The organism is Streptomyces fildesensis (assembly GCF_016107395.1).
Taxonomy (GTDB): domain Bacteria; phylum Actinomycetota; class Actinomycetes; order Streptomycetales; family Streptomycetaceae; genus Actinacidiphila; species Actinacidiphila fildesensis.
Map to the genome: position 1 here is coordinate 1 of NZ_JAAIKO010000029.1, position 23,193 is coordinate 23,193.

The 23,193-nt window shown below is 71.2% G+C and carries 25 protein-coding genes and 3 pseudogenes; 18 read left to right on the forward strand and 10 right to left on the reverse strand.

What is annotated here, in order from left to right:
* Window positions 1–120 precede the first annotated feature (120 nt).
* On the reverse strand, window positions 121–666 hold the full coding sequence (gene def / locus C6N31_RS28775) for a peptide deformylase (protein ID WP_138354546.1): 546 nt from the start codon (window positions 664–666) through the stop codon (window positions 121–123).
* Between the two features lie 180 nt (window positions 667–846).
* On the opposite strand from def, the gene C6N31_RS28780 reads away from it, so the two are divergent.
* The 7 genes from C6N31_RS28780 (at window position 847) to C6N31_RS28810 (ending at window position 7,343) form a co-directional block, all read left to right on the forward strand.
* A complete protein-coding gene (locus C6N31_RS28780) occupies window positions 847–2,085 on the forward strand; it encodes a MurT ligase domain-containing protein (protein WP_138354545.1) in 1,239 nt (412 codons plus the stop codon).
* Window positions 2,086–2,106: 21 nt separating this feature from the next.
* Window positions 2,107–2,835, forward strand: a complete 729-nt coding sequence (locus tag C6N31_RS28785) for a type 1 glutamine amidotransferase (protein WP_138354544.1) — start codon at window positions 2,107–2,109, stop codon at window positions 2,833–2,835.
* 128 nt (window positions 2,836–2,963) lie between these two features.
* Window positions 2,964–3,989: a 6-phosphofructokinase gene (locus C6N31_RS28790; protein WP_138354543.1), complete on the forward strand. Its 1,026-nt coding sequence runs from the start codon at window positions 2,964–2,966 to the stop codon at window positions 3,987–3,989.
* Between the two features lie 185 nt (window positions 3,990–4,174).
* Window positions 4,175–5,134: a cytochrome c oxidase assembly protein gene (locus C6N31_RS28795; RefSeq protein WP_138354542.1), complete on the forward strand. Its 960-nt coding sequence runs from the start codon at window positions 4,175–4,177 to the stop codon at window positions 5,132–5,134.
* A 26-nt stretch (window positions 5,135–5,160) separates the two neighbouring features.
* Window positions 5,161–6,192, forward strand: a complete 1,032-nt coding sequence (locus C6N31_RS28800; RefSeq protein WP_138354541.1) for a hypothetical protein — start codon at window positions 5,161–5,163, stop codon at window positions 6,190–6,192.
* 82 nt (window positions 6,193–6,274) lie between these two features.
* Window positions 6,275–6,436 (forward strand): hypothetical protein, encoded by a 162-nt coding sequence (locus tag C6N31_RS28805; RefSeq protein ID WP_187144749.1) that lies wholly within the window; start codon window positions 6,275–6,277, stop codon window positions 6,434–6,436.
* 157 nt (window positions 6,437–6,593) lie between these two features.
* On the forward strand, window positions 6,594–7,343 hold the full coding sequence (locus C6N31_RS28810; protein ID WP_138354540.1) for a lysophospholipid acyltransferase family protein: 750 nt from the start codon (window positions 6,594–6,596) through the stop codon (window positions 7,341–7,343).
* On the opposite strand, the gene C6N31_RS28815 is transcribed toward C6N31_RS28810, so the two are convergent.
* On the reverse strand, window positions 7,340–7,951 hold the full coding sequence (locus C6N31_RS28815; protein WP_164298081.1) for a DUF1707 SHOCT-like domain-containing protein: 612 nt from the start codon (window positions 7,949–7,951) through the stop codon (window positions 7,340–7,342). The genes C6N31_RS28810 and C6N31_RS28815 overlap by 4 nt on opposite strands.
* 213 nt (window positions 7,952–8,164) lie before the next feature.
* Here C6N31_RS28815 and C6N31_RS28820 point away from each other — a divergent pair, with 213 nt between their 5' ends.
* The 3 genes and pseudogenes from C6N31_RS28820 to C6N31_RS28830 all read left to right on the forward strand — a co-directional run bounded on the left by C6N31_RS28820 (window position 8,165) and on the right by C6N31_RS28830 (window position 9,870).
* Complete coding sequence (locus C6N31_RS28820; RefSeq protein ID WP_198358551.1) at window positions 8,165–8,995, forward strand: TIGR02452 family protein; 831 nt, start codon at window positions 8,165–8,167, stop codon at window positions 8,993–8,995.
* Window positions 8,992–9,495: pseudogene (locus tag C6N31_RS28825) on the forward strand (YbaK/EbsC family protein); the annotation flags it as partial. The gene C6N31_RS28820 and the pseudogene C6N31_RS28825, both read left to right, overlap by 4 nt.
* 48 nt (window positions 9,496–9,543) lie before the next feature.
* A complete protein-coding gene (locus tag C6N31_RS28830) occupies window positions 9,544–9,870 on the forward strand; it encodes a cupin domain-containing protein (RefSeq protein ID WP_138354567.1) in 327 nt (108 codons plus the stop codon).
* Between the two features lie 108 nt (window positions 9,871–9,978).
* Here C6N31_RS28830 and C6N31_RS28835 read toward each other — a convergent pair whose 3' ends face one another.
* Both C6N31_RS28835 and C6N31_RS45685 read right to left on the reverse strand, forming a co-directional pair.
* Window positions 9,979–10,584 (reverse strand): anthrone oxygenase family protein, encoded by a 606-nt coding sequence (locus C6N31_RS28835; protein ID WP_198358552.1) that lies wholly within the window; start codon window positions 10,582–10,584, stop codon window positions 9,979–9,981.
* A 164-nt stretch (window positions 10,585–10,748) separates the two neighbouring features.
* Window positions 10,749–12,416 carry a discoidin domain-containing protein gene (locus C6N31_RS45685; protein ID WP_198358553.1) on the reverse strand — a complete coding sequence of 556 codons (1,668 nt, stop codon included), beginning with the start codon at window positions 12,414–12,416 and terminating at the stop codon, window positions 10,749–10,751.
* A 170-nt stretch (window positions 12,417–12,586) separates the two neighbouring features.
* On the opposite strand from C6N31_RS45685, the gene C6N31_RS28845 reads away from it, so the two are divergent.
* Complete coding sequence (locus C6N31_RS28845) at window positions 12,587–13,339, forward strand: Mut7-C RNAse domain-containing protein (protein ID WP_138354536.1); 753 nt, start codon at window positions 12,587–12,589, stop codon at window positions 13,337–13,339.
* 173 nt (window positions 13,340–13,512) lie between these two features.
* Here the strand turns inward: C6N31_RS28845 and C6N31_RS28850 are convergent, their stop codons facing one another.
* Complete coding sequence (locus C6N31_RS28850; protein ID WP_381587252.1) at window positions 13,513–13,929, reverse strand: PPOX class F420-dependent oxidoreductase; 417 nt, start codon at window positions 13,927–13,929, stop codon at window positions 13,513–13,515.
* A 139-nt stretch (window positions 13,930–14,068) separates the two neighbouring features.
* Window positions 14,069–15,124 carry a LacI family DNA-binding transcriptional regulator gene (locus C6N31_RS28855; protein WP_138354534.1) on the reverse strand — a complete coding sequence of 352 codons (1,056 nt, stop codon included), beginning with the start codon at window positions 15,122–15,124 and terminating at the stop codon, window positions 14,069–14,071.
* A 203-nt stretch (window positions 15,125–15,327) separates the two neighbouring features.
* Between C6N31_RS28855 and C6N31_RS28860 the strand changes: the two genes are divergently transcribed.
* The 3 genes from C6N31_RS28860 to C6N31_RS28870 all read left to right on the forward strand — a co-directional run bounded on the left by C6N31_RS28860 (window position 15,328) and on the right by C6N31_RS28870 (window position 16,504).
* A complete protein-coding gene (locus tag C6N31_RS28860) occupies window positions 15,328–15,795 on the forward strand; it encodes an RICIN domain-containing protein (protein WP_244808989.1) in 468 nt (155 codons plus the stop codon).
* A 165-nt stretch (window positions 15,796–15,960) separates the two neighbouring features.
* Window positions 15,961–16,125 carry a 50S ribosomal protein L33 gene (gene rpmG / locus C6N31_RS28865; RefSeq protein WP_138354532.1) on the forward strand — a complete coding sequence of 55 codons (165 nt, stop codon included), beginning with the start codon at window positions 15,961–15,963 and terminating at the stop codon, window positions 16,123–16,125.
* 109 nt (window positions 16,126–16,234) lie between these two features.
* Window positions 16,235–16,504, forward strand: a complete 270-nt coding sequence (locus C6N31_RS28870) for a type B 50S ribosomal protein L31 (RefSeq protein ID WP_138354531.1) — start codon at window positions 16,235–16,237, stop codon at window positions 16,502–16,504.
* 98 nt (window positions 16,505–16,602) lie between these two features.
* On the opposite strand, the gene C6N31_RS28875 is transcribed toward C6N31_RS28870, so the two are convergent.
* The 3 genes from C6N31_RS28875 to ku are packed head-to-tail and all read right to left on the reverse strand — an operon-like array spanning window position 16,603 to window position 19,176.
* Window positions 16,603–17,067 carry a VOC family protein gene (locus C6N31_RS28875; protein ID WP_138354530.1) on the reverse strand — a complete coding sequence of 155 codons (465 nt, stop codon included), beginning with the start codon at window positions 17,065–17,067 and terminating at the stop codon, window positions 16,603–16,605.
* Between the two features lie 42 nt (window positions 17,068–17,109).
* Window positions 17,110–18,081: a helix-turn-helix domain-containing protein gene (locus C6N31_RS28880; protein ID WP_244808990.1), complete on the reverse strand. Its 972-nt coding sequence runs from the start codon at window positions 18,079–18,081 to the stop codon at window positions 17,110–17,112.
* A 48-nt stretch (window positions 18,082–18,129) separates the two neighbouring features.
* Entirely contained in the window at window positions 18,130–19,176 is a 1,047-nt protein-coding gene (ku, locus tag C6N31_RS28885; protein WP_138354529.1) for a non-homologous end joining protein Ku, read from the reverse strand.
* 33 nt (window positions 19,177–19,209) lie between these two features.
* On the opposite strand from ku, the gene ligD reads away from it, so the two are divergent.
* Window positions 19,210–20,097: a non-homologous end-joining DNA ligase gene (gene ligD, locus C6N31_RS28890; RefSeq protein ID WP_138354528.1), complete on the forward strand. Its 888-nt coding sequence runs from the start codon at window positions 19,210–19,212 to the stop codon at window positions 20,095–20,097.
* A 24-nt stretch (window positions 20,098–20,121) separates the two neighbouring features.
* Window positions 20,122–21,024: an ATP-dependent DNA ligase gene (locus C6N31_RS28895; RefSeq protein ID WP_269287316.1), complete on the forward strand. Its 903-nt coding sequence runs from the start codon at window positions 20,122–20,124 to the stop codon at window positions 21,022–21,024.
* Window positions 21,025–21,059: 35 nt separating this feature from the next.
* Here the strand turns inward: C6N31_RS28895 and C6N31_RS47160 are convergent, their stop codons facing one another.
* Entirely contained in the window at window positions 21,060–21,239 is a 180-nt protein-coding gene (locus C6N31_RS47160) for a hypothetical protein (RefSeq protein ID WP_498063724.1), read from the reverse strand.
* Between the two features lie 14 nt (window positions 21,240–21,253).
* Here C6N31_RS47160 and C6N31_RS28900 point away from each other — a divergent pair.
* Both C6N31_RS28900 and C6N31_RS46990 read left to right on the forward strand, forming a co-directional pair.
* Window positions 21,254–21,547, forward strand: a pseudogene (locus C6N31_RS28900) (ATP-binding protein DrrA1-3 family domain-containing protein); the annotation flags it as partial.
* Window positions 21,544–23,167 (forward strand): annotated as a pseudogene (locus C6N31_RS46990) (ABC transporter permease). The pseudogenes C6N31_RS28900 and C6N31_RS46990, both read left to right, overlap by 4 nt.
* The last annotated feature ends 26 nt before the right edge of the window (window positions 23,168–23,193 follow it).

Sequence of the window (23,193 nt, forward strand, 5' to 3'; positions counted from 1 at the left end):
CGCGGCCGGCGACCGGGCGGGCAGCCCGGGGCTGTAGAACCCGGAATCCCGCCGGGCAGGCCCCAGGGCCTGTCGTCCGGATCTCCGCGACGCCGCGGAGATCCGGACGACAGGCCCTACCTAGTTCTGCCGCGCCCAGGGCGCCCGGCGCGCGGCCCGCAGGGCGCGGCGGCGGCGCAGCCCGCCGAGGCGGTCGGTGAACAGGCCGCCGTCGAGGTGGTCGCACTCGTGCTGCAGACAGCGGGCGAAGAAGCCGGTGCCGGCGATCCGCACCGGCTCACCGCGGACGTCGAAGCCCTCCACGACCGCGTGGTCGTGGCGGGTGGTGCCCGCGTTGATGCCCGGCAGCGACAGACATCCCTCGGAACCCGTGACGGTGACGCCGTCCACCTCCGCCAACCGCGGGTTGACGACATGTCCCAGGTGCCGCACGTCCTCGTCGTCGGGGCAGTCGTAGACGAACACCCGCAGGGCCGTACCGATCTGGTTGGCGGCCAGCCCGACGCCGTCGGCGGAGTACATGGTGGCGAACATGTCCTCGACGAGACGGGCCAGTTCGGCGTCGAACGCGGTGACCTCGGCGCACGGCGCATGGAGCACCGGGTCGCCGATCAGACGCATCGGACGGATGGTGCCGGTACTGCCGGGGATGGTGCCGCGTCGCATGCCGGCAAGCGTAGAGCCTGTACGTGGCGGGGCGGACAGTGCGGGGGCCGCGCGGGAATGTAGATAGGCTGCTCCGAGACCGAGGCCTCCCGGGTGTTGGATCGGCGTGGAGGGGCGGACACTCGGCCACCGCGAGGCTTGTGCAGGTGTGGGGGCCGGACGCGAGGAGGATGTTAGACGATGGCAGGCAACTCGGAGCCACTGACTCCGCGGGCCAAGCTGGCCGTGACGGCGGGCAAGGCGGCTGCGGCGGTGTCCCGTGCGGCGGGTCGCGGCAGCGGATCGGTGATCGGCGGACGGGTGGCCCTGAGGGTCGACCCCGATCTGCTGGCCCGGCTGGCAGGGCACCTCGATGTCGTGCTGGTGTCCGCCACCAACGGCAAGACGACGACGACCCGGCTGCTCGCGGAGGCGCTGCGGGCCAACGGCCCGGTGGTCTCCAACGCTCTGGGCGCGAACATGCCGGCCGGTATCACCTCGGCGCTCGCCGGCGGCGCGGACGCCCGCTACGGCGTGATCGAGGTCGACGAGAAGTACCTGGCCGGCGTCGCCCGTGATGTCGCCCCCAAGGCCATCGCCCTGCTGAACCTCTCCCGCGACCAGCTCGACCGCGCGGCCGAGACCCGCATGCTCGCCGAGCACTGGCGCGAGGGCCTGTCCGGTACGGACGCCATCGTCATCGCCAACGCCGACGACCCGCTGATCACCTGGGCCGCCTCCTCCTGCCCCACCGTGGTGTGGGTCGCAGCCGGCCAGGAGTGGAAGGACGACGCCTGGTCGTGCCCGTCGTGCGGCGGCGTGCTCCAGCGCCCCTCCGACGACTGGTTCTGCGGTGACTGCGGCTTCCGCCGTCCCACGCCGACCTGGGCGCTCTCCGGCGACCACGTCATCGACCCGTACGGCGCGGCCTGGCCGATCCGCCTGCAACTGCCGGGACGGGCCAACAAGTCCAACGCGGCCGTGTCCGCCGCGGCCGCGGCCGCCTTCGGGGTGGAGCCGAAGGTCGCGCTGGAGCGGATGTACGCGGTGCAGGCGGTGGCCGGACGTTACGACGTCGTCACCTACCTGGAGCGCGAGCTGCGGCTGCTGCTGGCGAAGAACCCGGCCGGCTGGCTGGAGACGTTCTCCCTCATCGACGGCCCGCCCACCCCGGTGATCCTGTCCGTCAACGCCCGCGGCGCGGACGGCACCGACACCTCCTGGCTGTGGGACGTGGACTACACCCGGCTCGCCGGGCACCCGATCTACGTCATCGGCGACCGCAAGCTGGACCTCGCGGTCCGCCTGGAGGTCGCGGGACTGGACTTCCGCGTCTGCGCGGACGTCGACGAGGCGGTGCGCTCCGCGCCCCCCGGCCGGATCGAGACCATCGCCAACTACACGGCCTTCCAGGACCTGCGCCGCCGCGTCGGCAACTGACCCGGACAAGGAGAAGCAAGCATGAGCGATTCCAGCCTTCGCCTGGTGTGGGTCTACCCGGACCTGCTGAGCACCTACGGCGACCAGGGCAACGCCCTGGTCGTGGAGCGGCGTGCCCGCCAGCGCCGCCTCAACGTCAGCCGGATCGACGTCCGGTCCGACCAGCCCATCCCCACCTCCGGGGACATCTATCTGATCGGCGGCGGTGAGGACCGCCCGCAGCGCCTCGCCGCGGAGCGGCTGCGCCGCGACGGCGGACTGAACCGCGCGGTCGCCAACGGCGCGATCGTCTTCTCCGTGTGCGCCGGCTACCAGATCCTCGGCCATGAGTTCGTGAACGACCTGGGCCGCCCCGAGGCCGGCCTGGGGCTGCTCGACGTCGTCAGCGTGCGCGGTGACGGCGAGCGCTGCGTCGGCGACGTCCTGGCCGACATCGACCCGCGGCTCGGCCTGCCGCCGCTGACGGGTTTCGAGAACCACCAGGGCATCACCCACGTCGGCCCGAGCGCGCGCCCGCTGGCGACCGTCCGGTACGGCAAGGGCAACGGGACCGGCGACGGGACCGAGGGCGCGTACAACGACACCGTCTTCGGCACGTACATGCACGGCCCGGTCATGGCCCGCAATCCGCAGATCGCCGACCTGCTGCTGAAGCTGGCGCTGGACGTGAACGCCCTGCCGCCGGTCGACGACCAGTGGTACGAGGCGCTGCGCACGGAGCGGATCGCGGCGGCGGGCCAGCCCGCCTGAGGCGGTGAGCGGTGTCCGCAGTGCGGGCGGCTGTGCGCCGTCCGCCTGCGGCTGGCTAAGGTAACGGGGGTTCCATCCGGACGACGGGGTCCGGCCGTCCGTTTGGAAATCGCGGGAGTGCGAGAGCAATGCGTATTGGTGTGCTGACGAGCGGCGGAGACTGCCCCGGACTCAATGCCGTCATCCGGTCGGTGGTGCACCGCGCCGTGGTCGACCACGGCGATGAGGTCATCGGGTTCCACGACGGCTGGAAGGGCCTGCTGGAGTGCGACTACCGCAAGCTGGACCTGGACGCCGTCAGCGGCATCCTGGCCCGCGGTGGAACGATCCTGGGCTCGTCCCGGGTGCAGCCCGCGCATCTGCGCGGTGGCGTGGAGCAGGCCAGGGGCCACGTACGGGACCTGGGCCTGGACGCGATCATCCCGATCGGCGGTGAGGGCACCCTCAAGGCGGCCAAGCTGCTGTCGGACGCCGGCCTGCCGATCGTGGGCGTGCCCAAGACGATCGACAACGACATCGCGTCGACGGACGTCACCTTCGGGTTCGACACGGCCGTCATGGTCGCCACCGAGGCCCTCGACCGCCTCAAGACCACCGCCGAATCGCACCAGCGGGTGCTGATCGTCGAGGTCATGGGCCGGCACACCGGCTGGATCGCCCTGCACTCGGGCATGGCGGCCGGCGCGCACGCCATCGTGGTGCCGGAGCGGCCCTTCGACATCGGCGAGCTGGCCGATCTGGTCGGCAAGCGGTTCGCGGCGGGCAAGAAGTTCGCGATCGTCGTGGTCTCCGAGGGTGCCAAGCCGCGTGAGGGCTCGATGGAGTTCTCGTCCGGTGCCAAGGACATCTACGGCCACGAGCGGTTCACCGGAGTCGCCACCCAGCTGTCGGTGGAGCTGGAGCAGCGCCTCGGCAAGGAGGCGCGGCCGGTGATCCTGGGCCATGTGCAGCGCGGTGGCACGCCCACCGCCTACGACCGGGTGCTCGCCACCCGGTTCGGCTGGCACGCGGTGGAGGCCGTCCACAACGGTGACTTCGGGATGATGACGGCGCTGCGCGGCACCGACATCAAGCTGGTGCCGCTGGCCGAGGCCGTCGAGCACCTCAAGACCGTGCCGGCCGAGCGCTACATCGAGGCCGAGTGCGTCCTGTAGCCGGGCCCGTCCGCCTTCCGGTGGACGCTGTGCCGGGCTGCCGCCCGCTTCCGACGTAACGGGGCCGCCCCCGGCCGCATCACCGGCCGGGGGCGGCTCTAGTCTGGTGCGGGCGCACGGGTCGAATCGGCACAATGCCGGACGGCGCGGGCGGGGCAGTCGGCACGAACAGGAGAGAGTGACCCATGGACCACGGCGGACACGGCATGCCGATGGACTTGCCGCCGTTCACCCTCGGTCGGGGGCTGGAGTTCAGCGGCGACCCGGTGTTCCTGGCAGGCTGCCTGCTGGCGCTCGGGCTGTACGGGTGGGGCGTGGTGCGGCTGTGGCGGCGCGGCGACCGCTGGCCGGCCGGCCGGATCGTGGCCTTCGTGCTGGGCGTACTGACCGTGGCCTCGGTGATGTGCACCGCGATGAACGACTACGGCATGGTCATGTTCAGCGTGCACATGGTGCAGCACATGGTCATCAGCATGCTCTCCCCCATCCTGCTGCTGCTGGGCGCTCCGGTGACGCTGGCCCTGCGGGCGCTGCCGGCAACCGCGCACGGACGCGGCCGCAAGGGGCCGCGTGAGCTGCTGGTGGTCTTCCTGCACAGCCGGTACATGCGGCTCGTCACCCATCCCGCGTTCACGATCCCGCTGTTCATCGCGAGCCTGTACGCGGTGTACTTCTCGCCGCTCTTCGACTTCCTGATGGGCAGCAGGCTGGGACACATCGCGATGATGACCCACTTCCTCGCCGTCGGCCTGGTCTTTTTCTGGCCGATCATGGGCGTGGACCCGGGGCCGCACCGCCCCAGCCACATCATGCGGATGCTGGAGCTGTTCGCGGGAATGCCGTTCCACGCGTTCTTCGGCATCGCCCTGATGATGGGCACCGAACCGATGGTGACCACGTTCCTGCATCCCCCGGCGTCCCTCGGGGTAGATCCATTGCAGGACCAGAGCGCGGCGGGCGGCATCGCCTGGGCGTTCAGCGAGATCCCGTCGGTCCTCGTGCTGGTGGCGCTGCTGTTCCAGTGGTACACCTCCGATCAACGGCAGGCGCGGCGGTCGGATCGCGCGGCCGACCGGGACGGGGACGCGGAGCTGGTGGCGTACAACGCCTATTTGGCATCCTTGGATGCTCGCGGTCGCGGCTGAAACAGCTGACCAAAGGGAGGCGCGAGATGGGGGACCAGGTGCGGATATCGGGCGGAGCGCTGGAGCTGCCGGGCGGAGTGACGGTGCGGTTCATGCGCACGTTGCGGCTGCCCGAGACCGGGACGCATCCGCTGCCGCCGGGGATCGGCACGTTTCCGCTGCGCCGGGTGGCGGACTATCCGGACCGGGCGCCCGCCGAGTGGCTGACCCGCGGCGGTGTGGTGCTGCCGGTCTACCAGCGCGAGGCGATGTGGCTGAGTTTCTCCTCGCCGGTGCCGGCCGCGCTCCAGGTGGGCGTGGGCAAGGTGTGTGCGGTCTCGGGGCAGCCGTGGAGCGATCGGCTGTCACAGGATCCGCAGAACTACGTGGTGCTGCCCCGGCAGCCCTGGCTGGACGGCATCAACTCCGGATCCGGCACGATCCGGCAGTTCGTGGCGGTTCCGCTGGGCCTGGGGGCGACGGTGGAGGGCCAGGTCTCCGGCGAGGAGGTCTGGGGCGGGGTGCAGCTGCAGGTCTTCGAGCTGCGGGACGAGCCGCTCGCGGTCTGGCGCGCCGAGCAGGAGCGGCGCGCGGTCGCCACCCGCGGGCCCTGGGGCGTCGCCGCCGAGGAGGACGAGGGAATGCCGCCCATGGCGGGCTACGGCGCGGCGATGCCGATGGAGGCCATGGCCGCCCCTGCCGCACCATCGATGGGCCTGGGCGCGGGCGGCCGGATGCGCCAGGAGGTGTACCGCGACGAGCGGCTGCCGGGCGACTGGCGGCCGACCCCGTCGGGCCGGGTCTTCGTCCATCTGGCGACCGCCCCGCAGTGGCGGCAGATCACCGGCGAGGCGCCGCCGCCGTCCCCGGTGGACCGGGCGGCCTACAACGCGGCGGGCCTGCCCTGGTTCGACTACTACGACGCGGACGCCGCCGATCTGGCGGCCGCGGCACCACTGGCGGACGTGAAGCCGGTGGGCGACTGGCTGGGCGACGACCAGCAGCCGTGGGCGCCGGTCCAGCCCGGCCAGGTGAAGAAACTCAAGGACGACGGCCAGGTGACCGACGGCGACTGGTAGCGCCGGAGGCGGCGGCCGGTCACCATGGAGACCGGGCCGCCACCGGGCGGGTCGTCCTGGGATTCTCGGGGAGGAGGGCCTCATGCCGACACCCGCGAAGGCGATGGCGGTGTGCACCGCGGCATCTCTGGTGGCCGTGTCCGCCTATACGGTGGCGCTGGGCGCGAACGGCTGGCTGTGGTTCGCCTGGGTGCTGCTCGGGCTCTGCACCGCCGCGGTGTTCGCCATCCGGCTCCCCCGCTGACCTCTGGGCGCACTCCGCGGCCACCCGGTTCACCCGAAGGGCCCCGCGCCCCGGCACCGCCGATACCGGTACTCTCGCGCCCCGCCCGTATCGGCACTACTGTGCCTGGTCACCGGGGTGCGGGCGCTCCCCGGCGTGGAGGGGGGAAACGGGCCGCGTGTTCTACCACGTGCTCAAATACGTGATCCTTGGGCCGTTGCTGCGGCTGCTGTTCCGGCCGCGGATCGAGGGGCTGGAGCACATTCCGGACGACGGTGCCGCGATCGTCGCGGGCAACCATCTGTCGTTCTCCGATCACTTCCTGATGCCGGCGATCCTGCCGCGCCGGATCACCTTCCTGGCCAAGGCCGAGTACTTCACCGGCGCCGGGCTGAAGGGCCGGCTGACCGCCGCGTTCTTCCGCGGGGTGGGCCAGATCCCGGTGGACCGGGCGGGCGGCAAGGCCTCCCAGGCGGCGCTGAAGTCCGGGCTCGCGGTGCTGCGGCGGGGCCAGCTGCTGGGCATCTATCCGGAGGGCACCCGGTCGCACGACGGCCGGCTGTACAAGGGGCGTACCGGGGTCGCGGCGATGGCGATCACGGCTCAGGTGCCGGTGATCCCGTGCGCGATGGTGGGCACCTTCGAACTGCAGCCGCCCGGCCGCAAGCTCCCCCGGCTGGGCCGGGTCACGATCCGCTTCGGCACGCCTCTGGAGTTCAGCCGGTTCGAGGGCATGGAGGGCGAGCGGTACGTGGTGCGGTCGGCGACCGACGAGATCATGTACGCGATCCTGGCGATGTCCGGGCAGGAGTACGTCGACCGCTACGCGAACGAGGTCAAGGCCGAGCAGGCACGCGGCGTCGCGGCGCTGCTGCGCCGGCCGCCGGGAAAGGGCGAACCGCGCGACGAGCCGCCGTCGCCGCGCTAGCGCCCGTCCCGCCAGGGGTACTTGTAACTGCGCATGACCCGGACATGGCCGAACACGGACCGGCCGGTGATGTGCACCACGGGGCCGTCCTCGTCCCAGTCCTCCTTGGTCCTGTCGTGTCCGCCGAGCTGGGAGCGCTTGCCGAACAGGGCGGTCCCGGTGTCGTAGACCCGCGCGTTGTCGGGGACCAGGATCTCCACCTTGCCACAGAACGAACCGGCCTCGATGACGACTTCACGGCGGGTGAACACCGCCTGCCGCAGGTCGATCACGACGGCGCCGAACCGGGCGCGCGCGACGGTGTGCGGCGGGACCGGCCACTGGCCGCCGCGCCGGATCTTGCTGAAGAGGGCGTCGACGGGATCCGTGTCGGTGGGGGCGACCAGGTGCGCGCCCGCCGCCGGCTCCGGCAGATCGCCGGTGATCGGGGCGAGTTCACCGCGGGTGCGCGCCGAGTACGTGGCTTCGAGCCGCTCGGCGTGCTCGTCCGTGGTGAGCCGGCCGGTCGCGAGCGCGTCGGCGAGAATCGCGGCGGTCTGGTCGCGCTCCTGGTCCGACGCGCGCACGTCGATGTCGGCGGAGCGGGGCTCCGCTGGGGTGTCGGACACCGGGCAACCTCCTGATCGGACGCGGACCAGACTTACGCTATATCGCGACTGTCGCGTTCGCAAGGTCCGCGTCGGGCGACGGGCCGGAGCCGTCCGGAACGCAGCCGAACCCGGTCCACGACCGGGCCCCGCAGGAGGTAAACCGCTGGCTCCGCCGCAGGTGAGGGCCATAGGGTCGGGAGCCGTGAACACCAACAGAACAAGGCGCGCGGCATGAGCGCCCGGCTGCGCGGCATCGCCCGGCACACCCAGGAGATCGTCGCGGCGGGCCGGTATCCGGCGCCCAGCGGCCGGGACGTTTCGATCGCCGCCGGCGTCGCCCGCGCGGTCTCCGGGACCCGGCTGTTCGGGCCCGAGCCGGTGGACGTGCCTCCGCCGTCCGCTCCGCCGGCGGCCACCGCCTTCGGCGTGACCGGTGAGAGCAGCCTCCAGGCCGCGCGCCGGCTGAGGGCGGCCTCGGACGGGCCCGTCGCCGTCCTCAACTTCTCCTCGGCCCGCAACCCGGGCGGCGGTTACCTCAACGGCGCCCAGGCGCAGGAGGAATCACTGTGCCGCGCGTCGGCCCTCTACACGTGCGTGGTGAGCACACCGGACTTCTACGCCGTCCACCGTGCCGACCGCGACCCCTTCTACACGGACCGGGTCATCCACTCCCCCGCCGTACCGGTCTTCCGCGACGACCGCGGCGCGCTGCTGGAGGAGCCGTACGAGGCGGGCTTCCTGACCTCTCCCGCGCCGAACGCCGGGGTGATCACCCGCAATCTCCCCGACCGGGTGGACCTGATCCCGCGGGCGCTGCTGACGCGCGCGGAGCGCGTCCTGGAGGTCGCCGCCGCCCAGGGCTGCCGGCGGCTGGTGCTGGGCGCCTGGGGCTGTGGGGTCTTCCAGTGCGATCCGGCGCAGGTCGCGGACGCCTTCCACCGCCATCTGACCGGCTCCGGGCGCTTCGCCGGCCGGTTCGACGAGGTCGTCTTCCCGGTGCTGGACCGGCGCGAGGACTCCCCCACCCGCGCCGCATTCGCCGCGAGGTTTAATGAGTCATGACCGACACCGAGGACACGGCGGAAACGAACGAGCACGGGACGTACAACGGGCTGATCGCACTGCTCGACGAGCACGGTGCGGTCTACCGGACCATCGACCACGCGCCGCAGGGTGCCACCGAGCTGGTCAGCGAGCTGCGGGGCAACGCGCTGGCGCAGGCGGCGAAATGCATCATCGTCATGGTCAAGCTCGGCAAGAAGACCACCAAGTACGTGCTCGCCGTCGTGCCCGGTGACCGGCGGCTGGACCTCGGCGCGGTGAAGGCGCTGTTCGGCGGGACGTACATCTCGTTCGCGCCGAAGGAGACCGCCGAGCGGCTGGCCGGGAGTGTCAGCGGCACCGTGCTGCCGTTCTCGTTCGACGAGAAGCTGGAGCTCATCGTGGACCCGGCGCTGCTGCACCACGATGAGATCTTCTTCAACGCGGCCCGGCTGGACCGTTCCCTGGCGCTCTCGGCCAAGGACTACGCGGAGATCGCCGCGCCGCGCGTCGAATCCATCACGGAGGCACCGGCCGTCCCGGGCGGGAAGCGCAATATCGACACCGTCATGGACGCCGTCCCCGAGAAGTGGTTGCCGCACGTCCTGGCCCAGGTGAACGACTACGACGTCAAGGTCGCCAACGTCGAGGGCGAGTTCTCCGAGCACCGGCACGCGGACACCGACGAGTTCTTCCTCGTCCTCGCCGGCCGGCTGCGGCTGGAACTGCCGGACGGAACCGTCGAGCTGGGCCCGCACGAGGTGTTCACCGTGCCGCGCGGCACCCTGCACAAGCCGGTGGCCGAGCCGGGGACCCGGATCCTGATGTTCGAACCGCGGGGCACCGTCAACACCGGTGACGGCAACGAGGGAACGACCGGCGTCGTCCTGCCCTGACCATCCGTCCCCCGCGCCGCGCACCGTCCCACGCCCGGTCCCCGCGCCGCCTCCCGCAGCGGTCCCACAGCCGCTTCTCGCGGTGCGGGACCGGCCCGTCGGGGGCTCTCAACGGCTGCCCGCCCCGGCGTCGCCCCGGCCGTGCAGGAACAGGGCGCGGCTCAGGCAGCCCACGGCCACCGTGGACGCCGCCGTACGCACCATGTTGAGCGCGATCCAGGTGTTCTCGAACTTGGCGCGCACCGCGGCCAGATCGCGGATGTGCGCGGGGTCGCCGGCCTTCGCGAGCTCGTCGTTGAGCGGGATGTTCGCGCCCATCGTGACGAGGAGCGCCACGACGTACAGCGCCACCGACGCCAGCACCCAGCCGAACACGGCGCGCCGCCCCAACCGCCGCTGCTGGAAGGCCGCGACGCCCGTCAGCACCAGGGCGCCGAAGAACGCGAGGAAGAACACCGGGTTCTCGATGGCCACGTTGATGTTCTGCATCGCGCCGATGAATGTCCGGTCGTCACCGCGGCCCAGGCCCGGCATAACCGCGACGTCGAAGCTGAAGAAGACACCCGCCATGAGTGCCGTGGCGACGGTGGCGGCGCCCAGCACCGGGCCGGCCGCGCTCTTGCGGGCGGGGACCGGAAGCGCCGGGTGGTGCAGCGGAGCCTGGGGCGTCGGGTGGATGTTCGGGGCGCCGTTGGTGTGGTGGGCAGCACTCATCGCTTCGCTTCTCCCTGCGGGGTGTCGGACGGCTACGTTCGGCTGGTTGCTCATGGCTCCAGTCAAGTCCCCGGCGGGACTACGAACCATCGCTCAGACGCGCACCCGCATAAGCAACCGTCCACGCTCGGGCTCGTGGACGGTTGCCGTCACCCCAGGATCCGCTACGAGGCGGTCGTGCCGTACACCTGCATCTCGTAGAGGGAGTAGCCGTAAGCGGTGCCCCGGGCAGTGCCGTTCACCCGGACGTAGCGGCCGGTGCCGGTGAGCCCGGTCAGGTCGTCGGTGGCACCGTTGCCGGTGGTGGTGGAGTAGATCGTCGTCCAGGTCGTACCGTCAGGGGAGGTCTGGATCGTGTACGCCTTGCCGTACGCGGCCTCCCAGAGGAGCTTGACGTGGCTGACGTTCGCCGTGGCGCCCAGATCGACGCGCAGCCACTGCGGGTCGGTGCCTTCCTTGCTGGCCCACCGGGTGGCGGTGAGGTTGCCGTCGAAGGCGGCCGCCGCCGCGAAGGATGTCGATTCGACCGAGGAGGCCGTCGCCGTCCGGCCCTGGGACAGCAGCACCGGGCCGCCGCCGGGAGCGGTGACGGTCAGTGCGTAACCCGCCGAGTGCGCGGCCGATGCCGAGGTTCCGGTGACCGTGAGCGCCGCGGAGCCGGAGGTGGCAGCGGCGTTGGCCGACACCGTCATCACCGAAGTGCCACCCGCGGTCACCGTCGAGGGCGCGAAGCTCACACTGACACCCGACGGAGCGCCGGTGGCGGAGAGCGTCACCGGCTCCGCCGTACCGGAGGCCACCGGCACGGACACCGTCGAGGTCGTGGACGCTCCCGCGTTGACCGAACCCGCCGCCGGGTTCAGCGACAGCGAGAAGTCGTTGGTGGTGGAACCGGCTGTGAAGGCCCACTGGCTCGCGGTGCCGGAGCAGCTGCCGGCGACCACCTTGGCGCTCGAGGTCCGGAAGCACTTCTGCCCGGTCTGCATGTCGGAGATGGTGCCGTTGGGGTTGACCGACCACTGCTGAGTCGGGCCGCCGGTGCAGGTGTTGAGGACGATGTTGCTGCCGGACGTCGCCGCGCAGAGGTTGTTGATCACCATGAAGGCGCCGTGGAAGGTGAAGCGCTGGGCCGCCGAGCCGTTGCAGGCGGCGGTCTTGAGGGCGGTGCCGGGAGTGGAGCTGTTACCGGGATCCTCCATGCACTGCGCGTTCGAGCCGTTCTTGTACTGGCCGATCGTGGTGTTGGGCTGGGCGCCGCCGTAGCACTTGCCGGTGCTGGTGTTGAAGATCGGCGTCGGGTCGTAGGGCTCGTTGGCGCCGGGGTTGACGACGACCGGTTCCATCGTCGGCGTGCTGTCCGCGTTGTAGTGCGTCAACGCGTCCTCACAGTCGATGGCGTTCATCGCGTTGCCGCCCTTGCCGCCCAGCCACAGGTCGATGTGGTGCAGGCCGGGGCCGCCGTTGGGCCCCTCCTCGCTCCAGTCCGCCTCGCACTCCTGACAGCTGTCCTCCATGATGAAGTACTTCCTGACCCGCTCGACCCACACCTTCGTGCCGGCCGGGAGCTCCGCCTTGGAGGTCGCGAAGGTGATCGGATCCGCGAACGTGCCGGTACCGCCGGCCGTGTCGTGGATCTGCGGGTACGAGATGTCGCCGCCGGGCGGTGTGTTGTCGTACCAGCCGTAGAACGTCAGGAACGTCTGTTGCGTCGTGGCCGCGGGGGCCGCGGAACTCGGCGCCGCGTTCACCAGTCCGGCGAACGCCGAGATGAGGACGAGACAGGCGGTCGCGAAGAACGCGACAAGAGCACGCCGACTCATGGTGCGGCTCATGGTGCCTCCGTTGCCAGGGGGATCCAGCAGGGTCACCGCAGAGTCGGTCCGAGCACCGGCGCAAGTCAATAGTCTGTTAGGAAAGTTATCTAACAATCACTCGGTGTCCGCTGGGGACACCCAGCGGAATCAACTGGCCCGGCCCCGCCCCGTGATGACATCCTGACCGCGTGAACGGACCGGAGATCGACATCATTTTCGCCCCTGAGCTGCACCTCTTCGTCCCCGCGGAACGGCGTCAGGGCCCGAGCACGGTCGTCACCGACGGCACCTCGACGCTCGGCCATGTCGTCGAATCGCTCGGCGTCCCGCTCACCGAAGCGGGGCTGCTGCTCGTCGACGGCAGCGCGGTGCCCGTCTCGCACATCCCCGACGCGGGCGAGACCGTTCACGTCCAGGCGGTCGAGCGCCCCCAGCACGTGCCGGGGGCGCCCCTGCGGTTCCTGCTCGACGTCCACCTCGGCACTCTCGCGCGGCGACTGCGCCTGCTGGGCGTCGACGCCGCCTACGAGAACGAGGACATCGGCGACCCCGCGCTGGCCACGCTCTCCGCGAAGGAGCAGCGCGTCATGCTCTCCCGCGACCGGGGGCTGCTCCGGCGGCGGGAGATCTGGGCCGGGGCGTACATCTACAGCGACCGCCCCGAGGATCAACTCCGCGACGTCCTGCAGCGCTTCGCGCCCGCGCTCACCCCGTGGTCCCGGTGCGTGGCCTGCAACGGCCCGCTAGCCAACGCCGACAAGGAGTCGGTCCAGGACCAGCTGCGGCACGGCACGCAGCGCTCGTACGACGTCTTCGCGCAGTGCGCCGCCTGCGAGCGGGTGTACTGGCGGGGTGCGCACCACGCCCGCCTGGAGGCGATCGTCGAGGAGGCACTGCGCGAGTTCGGCGGCGCGGCCGCCCGAGACCGGCGCTTCGCCTAGGGCGTGTTGCGAAAGTCCCGCCTGGCCCACGACGCCTGGCACGCGCACTCGCCGCGTTGTCGGGCTCGTCCACCTACGTCCAGTACGAGGACGACCCTCCGCCATGCGAGCGCACCCACCAGACGCCGTGGGCCACGCCCTCCGGGCGAACGCCGCTCCTTCCGAAACACGCCCTAGTCGGCCACGCCCCTGACCGCGATGACCTTGTCGATGTGCACGCGTACGAGGAGTTCACCCGGGACGCCGTTGCGGGCGCCGTACACCTCGGCCTGCTCGGGGCCCATGTAGCGATGGGCGATACGGGTCGCCCAGTCGCGGACCTCCGGCAGCTCCTCGCTGATCCGGGCCTTGCCCTCGATGACCACGAACGAGAACGGCGGACGGTCGTCGTCGACGCAGATGCTCACCCGGCCGTCACGGGCGAGGTTGCGGCCCTTGACGGTCGCCTTGCCGGTGTTGAGGACCAGGTCGTCCCCATCGAGGAGGAACCAGACCGGCGCGAGGTGCGGGCGCCCGTCGGCGCGGACGGTGGCGAGCTTGCCGGTACGGGTTCCCTCGCTGATGAATGCGCGCCATTCGGCGTCGATCATGGTGGCCATGCCACCCATGGTGCCCGAAGGGGGCCGGCTCCCGGCACAGGACGCCCCGGCGTCGGGTTCCCGGCAGATCCTGCCCGATGGATTGGAGAGCGCTCTCCAGCGCACTGAGTCGGGACGTGGGCCCGAGATCTCAGGCGGACTGCCGGATGACGAGGGTCGGTTCGAAGATGACGGAGGTGATGCGCTGCTGTGGTGTGGTGATGCGGTCCAGGAGGAGACGGGCCATTTCACCTGCCATGTCTTCCACGGGCTGGCGAATGGTGGTGAGTGCGGGGCGTGACGCGGTGGCGGCGCTGCTGTCGTCGAAGCCGATGACCTTGACGTCGTCGGGAACGTGGCGGCCGTGGTCGCGCAGAACGAGCAGGGCGCCCTGGGCCATCAGGTCGTTGGCGGCGAAGACCCCGTCGAGGCGGGGATGTTCGGCCAGCAGGCGTTCCATCGCGGCCTCGCCGCTGCCCTGGGTGAAGTTGCCCTCCGCGCACGGCACATAGGGGAAGCCGTGGCGGGCCATCGCCTCGCGGAAGCCGGTCAGCCGGTCCTGACTGGCCGGGACGTCCAGCGGACCGGAGATCGTCACCACCTCCCGGCAGCCGCGCTCCACCAGCCGGTCGGCCGCCAGCCGGGCCCCGTCCTGATGCGCGACATCGACATAGCTGATCGGGATCGGCCGGGCCGGCCGGGCGAACAGCACCGCGGGCACCCCCGCCTCGGTGATCTGCTCCGGCAGCGGGTCGCCCGCATGCGTGGACACCACCATCGCCCCGTCGGCGTTGCCCTGCCGCAGATACGCCACCACCTGGTCGCGCGCCGTGCCGGTCTCGGCCAGCATCAGCACCGGATGCATTCCCAACGGCCGCAAGAACCCCACCACACCACTGACCACCCGGCCGAAGAAGGGGTCGACGAACACCTCGCTCCGCACCGCGTCGTCCGGCCCGGGACCGCCCGCACCGGACACCACCAGCGCGATGGCCCCGGTACGCCGGGTCACGAGCGACCGGGCCGCGGTGTTGGGCACGTAGCCGGTCGCGGCGATGGCCTGGCGGACCGTCTCCTGGATGGCCGGGTCGACATTGCGGGTCCCGTTGATGACCCGGGAGACCGTCGCACGCGAGACACCCGCCACGCGGGCCACATCCTCCAGCGTGGGAGGTCCCGAAAGTGCCGGTCGGAGGACTTCGCTCATGTCGGTCTTTATAGCACGCCCGGGAGAGCGCTCTCCAGGAGTCACCACCCGGGAGCCGTCAGCGTATCGAACACCGCACCCCACCGCCCCCGCCTCGGCGCATTGGGACCTCCTCGCGCCGCATGCCGCGTCGATCTTGCACCGCCGCCGCACGGCTGGCAGGGTCGGCAGTCGGTGAACCATGGACACGGGGGCTGGAAACGGTGAGCGGTTCGCAGTGGCCGGCAGCGGTCGAAGAGGGCCTGTACCGCGTGCGCAACGTGGGCAGCGGCCTGTTGCTGGAGGTCGCCGACGGCCGCAGGAACAGCGGCGCCAACGTCCAGCAGGGCGTGGAGAACGGAACCGACGCGCAGCTCTGGCGGGTGCTCCCGATCCACGAAGGCAGCGCGCTCTACCACCTCGAGAACGTCCGGAGCGGCAAACGGCTCGACGTGGCGGGCGCCGCCACCGAGAACGGGGTGAACGTCCAGCAGTGGCGGCCCAACAACTTCGGCGCCCAGGAATGGCTGATCGAGCAGCACCTCGACGCACCCGGCACCGTCACCCTCGTGAGCGGCATCAGCGGCAAGACGCTGGAGGTCGCCGACGGCAGCAAGGAGGACGGCGCGAACGTTCAGCAGTGGGAGGACCAGGACGTCGCCTCCCAGTGGTGGACGCTGGAGCCGCAGTAACCTCCGGGATCTTCGATCACACAAAGTGAACGATCGTCGCTTTGAGCGAGTTCCCGGATCGGGAATGTGCGGGCGGTGGGTCGCGTTGAGACGAGCAGATACCGAATGACAATGACAATCATTACGTTCGGTGTCCTGGAGACCACCGCATTGGAAGGGAATTCCATGGCACGCAATGACGCCCGTCCGGTCATCACTCTGCGTTCGACGGCCGGCACCGGTCAGAGCTACGTCACGCGCAAGAACCGTCGCAACAACCCCGACCGTCTGGTGCTGCGCAAGTACGACCCGGCCGCCGGACAGCACGTCCTCTTCCGCGAGGAGCGCTGACCGCACGGATCAGCCGGATCACGCGAACACCGCGGATCAGGCCGCGCGCATCCCGCCGGCAACGAGGACCGGCCGCCCCACCCGTTCCGCACAACGGAAGGTATCTCCCATGAAGTTCGGCATCCACCCCGTCTCCCGCCCGGTCGTCTTCCGCGACCGTTCAGCGGACTTCGCATTCCTGACGCGTTCGACCGCGGGCAGTGACAAGACCGTGGAGTGGGAGGACGGCAGCACCTACCCCGTCGTCGACGTGGAGACGTCCTCGGCGAGCCACCCGTTCTACACGGGCACGTCCCGCGTGCTGGACACCGCGGGCCGCGTCGAGCGCTTCGAGCGCCGGTACGGTTCGCCCTCGTCCGGCGCGGGCTCCGCGAAGTAAGCACCACGCACCCACGAGGGGGCGGTACCGCCGGTATTCCTGGCGGTACCGCCCCCTCCCCCGTTCGCGGTTCCCTCCGCGGGTCCCTTGCGCGGTCCCTACTTCCGCGGCGCACCGCGGTACGTGCCGAAGAACCACCGGTTTCCCTCGGGGTCACGCGCGGCGAAGTCACGTGACCCGTAGTCGGTATCGGTCAGTTCCATGATGATCTCGGCTCCGGCCGCTCGGGCGCGGTCGTACAGCGCGTCGGGCTCATCGGTGACGACGTAGGCGCCGAAGGTGCCCGGCACCAGGGCGACATGGTCCGCCGCGCCGTCCTCGGGGACGCTGCCGAGCATGATGCCGCCGCCCGGCGGCCAGTCGAGCTGGGCATGGTCGACGCGGTCGCCCTCGCCATACACGACGGTCTCCTCGAAGCCGAACGCCTCGACCAGGAACCGGATCAGCGCGCGCGCATCACGGGCGCGCAGACTGGGCCACACCTGGGGCGCGGGCTCCTTGCCGTCCGTGGCGGCGGTGGTGTCGGTCGTCTCGGTGGCATCGGTGCTCTCGGTGGCGTCCATGCGGGCCGGACCTCCTCGGGTCGGTGCTGCGGCGGAGCGGCTTCAGTGCTGGACGGCCCCGCTGTCCTCGTCCGATGTCCACTCTGCCGCCGAGGGGGCGGCGAAGGCTTGGACGTTTCGGAACTCCTCGGCCAGCCAGCGGCTCGGCGCGCAGCCGGCCAGGGAGCGGAACTCGCGCGCGAGGTGCGCCTGGTCGAAGTAGCCGCAGTCGGCCGCGAGATCCGCCAGACCGTTCGGAGTGCCGGGAGCGTACGTATCCGGCAGGCCGTCGCGACCGTCCAGGACGTCGCGTCCCCGGCCGCAGGCCCGGACGACCAGCAGCCGCCGCGCCCGGTCGAAACGGATGACCCGGGCCGCGGCCTTGGGGCTCAGTCCGATCTCGGTGTGGAACCGGCCGGCCAGATGCCTGCCGCTCCAGCCCACGTCCTTCGCGAGCGCCGACGCGGACAGCGCGCCCCCGGAGCGCAGCAACAGGTCCCAGGCGCGGACCACTTGTGGCGGGACAGCGGATTCCGGGCGCGCGTACCGCCACAGGATCCGGTCGAGGACGGCGAATCGCTGCCGCCAGTCGGGGGCGTCGCGCAGCCGGGCCCGTACCTCGTCGGCGAGCCGTCCCAGGACGGCGTCGGCCGGGATGTCGGCATTGGCGAGTTCACCCGCGGGGAGATGCAGCAGGGCGCGCGCGCCGAGCGGGCTGAGCGCCACCTGGATACCGGACTGCCGTCCGCCGTGGGTGATCAGCGCCGACGTGGTGTGCAGGCCGCCGAGCAGTGCGTCGTAGCGGCCGGGCGGCTGCCGTGGGTCGGGGTGCACTTCCACGGTCAGCGGGTCGTCGAGGGTGAAGATCAACGTCAGGAAGGGCGAGGGCATGCCGCGGTGCCGCGTGGGCGGGACACCGTCCTGCCGGTAACCGCAGTACCCCGCGATGTAGGGCCGCAGGGCGGGCGCGGGCAGGCACTGGACCGCCTCGTCGATCACGCCGGAGGGCGCGGTTGCCGTACGACCACTGTCCACCTGACCAGTATCGGCCGGACGGGACACGGATGCGCGATGGACGGCGGTTCAGGCGCTGCGGGTGTTCTTGCCGGCTGCGGTCTTCGCGGCGGTCTTCTTCGCCGGCTTCGCCGCGGTCTTCTTGGCGGTCGCCTTCGTGGCCGTCCCGCCCGCCGATTTCGTCGCCGTGGTCTTCTTCGCCGTGGTCTTCTTCGCGGTGGACTTCTTGGTGTCGCTGCTCTTGGGTGGCGATTTCTGCGCCGGGGCCGCGCGCTTGGCGGCGGTCTTCTTCGCCGGCTTCTTGATGGGCGTGACGGTCGCGTCGGTGGCGTTGTCGGGGCGGGTGCTCCTGGCCTGGGCGACGCTGGCCTCCAGGGCGGCCATCAGGTCGACGACCTTGCCGCCGCCTCCGGTTCCGTCGGCCGCGGACGGTGCTTCGCCGCCCTCGACCTTCGCACTGACGAGGGCCTGTACGGCTTCGGCGTAGTTGTCCGTGTACTCCTCCAGGTCGGCTTGGCCAAGGGCGTTGATGAGGGTGTCCGCGAGGTCGAGTTCGGCGTCGGTGATGTTCACCTTGCCGGTCGGGGCGGCCTCGGACGTCGACTTGACCTCGTCGGGCCAGCGCAGGGTCTGCAGGATCAGCACGTCGTCGTGGGCGCGCACCAGTGCGAGGTGCTCGCTGTTGTGCATCGCGAGCTTGCCGACGGCCGCCTTGCCGGACCGCTGGAGCGCTTCGCGCATCAGGACGTAGGCCTTGTTGGCGGTGGCATCGGCCGGGGCGAGGAAGTAGGGCGTGTCCAGCTTCAGGAAGTCGACGCTGTCGGCATCGAGGAACCCGCTCACCTCGATGGTCTTGGCCGTGGGGAGCGGCAGGGCCTTCAACTCGTCGTCGGAGATCTCGATCAGCTGATCGTCGGCCGTCTCGTACGCCCTGCCGATCTCGGCCTGGGTGAGGACCTGCTCGTCGAGTGCACAGACCTTCTGGAGACGCACCCGCCCGTGGTCGGCTGTATGGATCTGCCGGAAGCCGAGCTTGTGACTGCTGACGGCCGAGCCGAGCTTGACGGGTACGGCGACCAGGCCGAATGACAGAGTGCCGCTCCAGAGCGATCTCATCGTTTTATCCCTAAATGTGAGAGATTTCATACTATGCCGATCACGGAGATCGAGGGTCGCGAGCTGTCCCTCACCCACTTGGAGCGGATCCTGTATCCGCGGACCGGCACGACCAAGGGCGAACTGGTGCACTACTACGCCACCGTCGCCCCCGTCCTGCTGCCTCACCTGCGCGGCCGGCCCCTGTCGCTCCTGCGCGCCCCCAGCGGGGTGGACGCCACGTCGTTCTTCGCCAAGAGACCGCCGTCAGGTACCCCCAGCTGGGTGACGACGTCGGTCACCGAGCGCAGCGGCGGCGAGGAGATGGAGCAGGTGCAGATCAACGACCTCGCCACCCTCGTGTGGGCGGCGAACCTGGCGTGCATCGAGCTGCACGTCCCGCAGTGGAGGGCCGCCGCGCCCGGAACGGCGGACCGGCTCGTGTTCGACCTGGACCCCGGCGAGGACCGCACCGTGGTCGACTGCTGCGCCGTCGCCCTCCTGCTGCGTGAGCGGATGCGCGCCGACGGCATCGAGTCCTGGGCGAAGACGTCGGGCTCCAAGGGCCTGCATCTGTACGCGCCGCTGACCGGTGCCTCGCCCGAGCAGGCCGCGGCCTACGCCAAGGCGCTCGCGAAGGAGCTGGAGGCGGACCATCCCGACCAGGTGGTGTCGAGGATGACCAAGAATCTGCGCACCGAGAAGATCTTCATCGACTGGTCGCAGAACTCGGCGAAGAAGACCACCGCCGCCCCGTACACCGTCCGCGCCCGCGCCACGCCCACCGTGTCCACGCCCGTGTCGTGGGACGAGATCGAGGAGTGCGACGATCCGGAGCAGCTCACGTTCACCATCGCCGACGTCCCCGACCGGGTGGCCGAACACGGAGACCTGTTCGCTCCGCTCCTGGAGCGCAAGCGGGCCGGGAAGCTGCCGTCATGACGCGGCCCTCATGAGGCGGCCCTTGTGAACCGTCCGGATCCGGTCGTCGTGCGTCCGCAGGTCGACGTGATGCGCCCCCGCACGGAAGCCGGCATCCCGGCCGAGGACGCGCTGCCCGGCGGAGTGCAGTACAGCGTCAAGCTGGACGGATTCCGCACCGTCGCGTTCGCCCTCGGTGGCCGCACGGTCCTGCAGACCCGCTCCGGGCGCGACATCGCCGCCGAGTTCCCCGGCCTCGCCACCACCCTCACCCAGGCGTTGCCCGCCGGGCTCGTGCTCGACGGTGAGATCTGCGCCTGGGCCGACGGGAAGTTCGCCTTCACCGAGTTGCTGCGCCCCGACGCGCAGCGCCGTGCGGCGGGCATCGTCGTGGCGTACGTCGCTTTCGACTGCCTCGCCGTTCCCGGCAGCGACATCCGGGACCTGCCGCTCGCCGACCGCTGGAAGCTGCTGCGCACGGCGTTGCGCGACCTGGCACCGCAGGTGCAGACCGTGCTGGCGACTACGGACCGCGCCGTGGCGCTGGACTGGTACGAGACCCTGGTGCCGCACGGCGTGGAGGGCCTGGTCTGCAAGGGGCTCGGCTCCGCCTACCGGCCCGGCGCCAGGCCGGGGTGGATCAAGGTGCGGCACGCCGAGACCGTCGACGCCCGGCTGGTCGGCGTCATCGGCTCGGAACGGCGCCCCGACTCGGTGCTGGTCGAGTTCGACGACGCGACCCGCGCGCAGACCTCACCCCGTCTCGACCCGGTCACCGCAGGGCGGATCGCGGCGGCGGTCGCCGGCCTGCTCGGTCCGGAGGTCCGGGACGAGGACGGATCGCCCCTGCGACCGGTGCGCGAGGGCCCGTTGGTCGAGGTCCGTGTGCGCACGGGACGGCAGGCGACCGTACGGTTCGTCCGGATCCGGGGCGACGACGCCGTCTGACGGGTGCCCGTCCTCGGTGACGCACACCCGCAGAGCTATGCCTTGTGCTCGCGGAGCTGTTCCTTGTGGTCGCGCCAGCGGTCCATCATCGAATGCAGTTCCTTCTGCAGGAAGGCGAAGAACTCCGCGGTCTCCTCGAGGCGGGAGCCGGCCTGGGTGCCGGAGCCGAGCGCCTCGACACCGGCGCGCAGGGTGTGCTCCCACCGGCCGATGATCGCGTCCCGGCGGCCGCCAGGGCCGCACCGTCGAAACCGGCACCCTCGGTGAACTGCGCCATCTCACCCGCACCGCGATCTCCGCCGAACTCGACGGCTCCCCGCACGGGTTGGCGGACCTGCCCGGAGTGCACGGCCTGGACATCCGGGGCCACCGGGTCAGCCTGCAGGTCGACACCGATCAACTCGACGCCGTTCTGCGGCAGCTCGGCGAGTCCGGGGTACGCGGTCTGACCAGTCGGCCGCCGACCCTCGAAGAGCTCTTCCTGCGCCACTACCAGGCCGTGCCGGACGCGGTGTCCCGATGAGCGCCACCGACGTCGGTGTCCGGGTGGGCAGCGGGGGCAGCGTCACCGGCACCGGTGTGCTGACCCGGCTGGCGCTGCGCCGGGACCGGATCATGATCCCGGTCTGGGTCTACGCCCTGACCGCCGCGGTGCTCAGCACCTGCCTCTCCCTGGGCACGTTGTACGGCACGCTCAAGGAGCGGACGGACTTCGCCCGCAGCATGAACGTCAACAGTTCCCTGCGGGCGCTGTACGGACCGGCGTTCAGCGGGGAGAGCATCGGTGCGCTCACCGCTTGGCGGATGGGGTGTATCGGTGCCGCGCTCACCGGTCTGATGAGCATCCTCGTCGTGGTCCGGCACACCCGCGAGGAGGAGGAGAGCGGCCGCCAGGAACTGCTCAGCTCCGGCGTGGTGGGACGGCGTGCCCCGCTCACCGCGGGACTGCTGACCGCTCTGACGGCAAGTGCCGCCCTCGCGCTGATCGTCGCCACCGCACTGTCGGTGCTCGGCCAGTCGGTCGCCGGATCGGCCGCCCTGGGCCTCGCCCTCGCGGGCAGCGGGCTGATGTTCGCGGGCGTCGCGGCGGTCACCGCCCAGCTCACCGCGAGCGCTCGGGTCGCCAAGGGGCTTGCCGGGGCTCGCGTTCCTGCTCCGCGCCGCCGGCGACGCGGCGGCGGACGCCGCGTCACCCCTCGTGTGGGCCTCGCCGCTCGGCTGGACCGAGAACCTCCGGCCGTTCGCCGGGGACCGGTGGTGGGTGCTCGGGCTCGTCGCCGCCTTCACCGCGGTGATGACCGGGGCCGCCTACGTCCTGGTGGCGAGACGTGACCTGGGCGCAGGGCTGCTCCCGGCCCGCCCCGGGCCGGCCGAGGGCGCGGCGGCACTGAACGGCCCGTTCGCCCTCGCCTGGCGGCTGCAGCGCGGCGCCCTGTACAGCTGGGCCGCCGGATTCGCCGTCGCGGGAGCGCTCTACGGCTCGGTGGGCAACTCGATCTCCGGCATCGTCGAGGACAACGCGCAGCTGGGGGACATGGTCCGCCGGATGGGAGGACCCGGAGCCCTGACCGACTCCTTCTTCGCCACCGCCATGGGACTGCTCGGGATGCTCGCCGCGGCCTACGCCGTGCAGAGCACACTGCGGCTGCGCTCGGAGGAGACCGGCCGACTGGCGGAACCCCTGCTGGCCAACGCCGTCGGCCGCGTGCGCTGGGCCTGCAGCCACCTGGTGTTCCCCGCCCTCGGCACGCTCGTGCTGCTCGCGGTCGGCGGACTGTCCGCGGGGCTGGCCTACGGCGCCACCATCGGCGACATCAGCGGGCAGCTGCCCACGCTGACCGGAGCGGCGCTTGCCCAGGCTCCGGCGGTGTGGGTCACCGCGGCACTGACCCTGGTGCTCTTCGGCTGGCTGCCGGAGGCCTCCGCGGCGGCTTGGGGAGTCTTCGCCGCCCTTCTCCTGTGCGGGCAGCTCGGTCCCGTGCTGCCCCAGCTGATGCTGGATCTCTCACCGTTCACCCACCTGCCCAAGGCGCCGGGCGGACCGCAGACGGCGGCGCCTTACGTATGGCTCGTCCTCGTCGCTGCCGTGGCGGCGGCCGTGGGTCTGACCGGTTTCCGCCGCCGTGACCTCGCCGGCGATTGAGAGGAGTGAAGGGAGTGAACGCAATA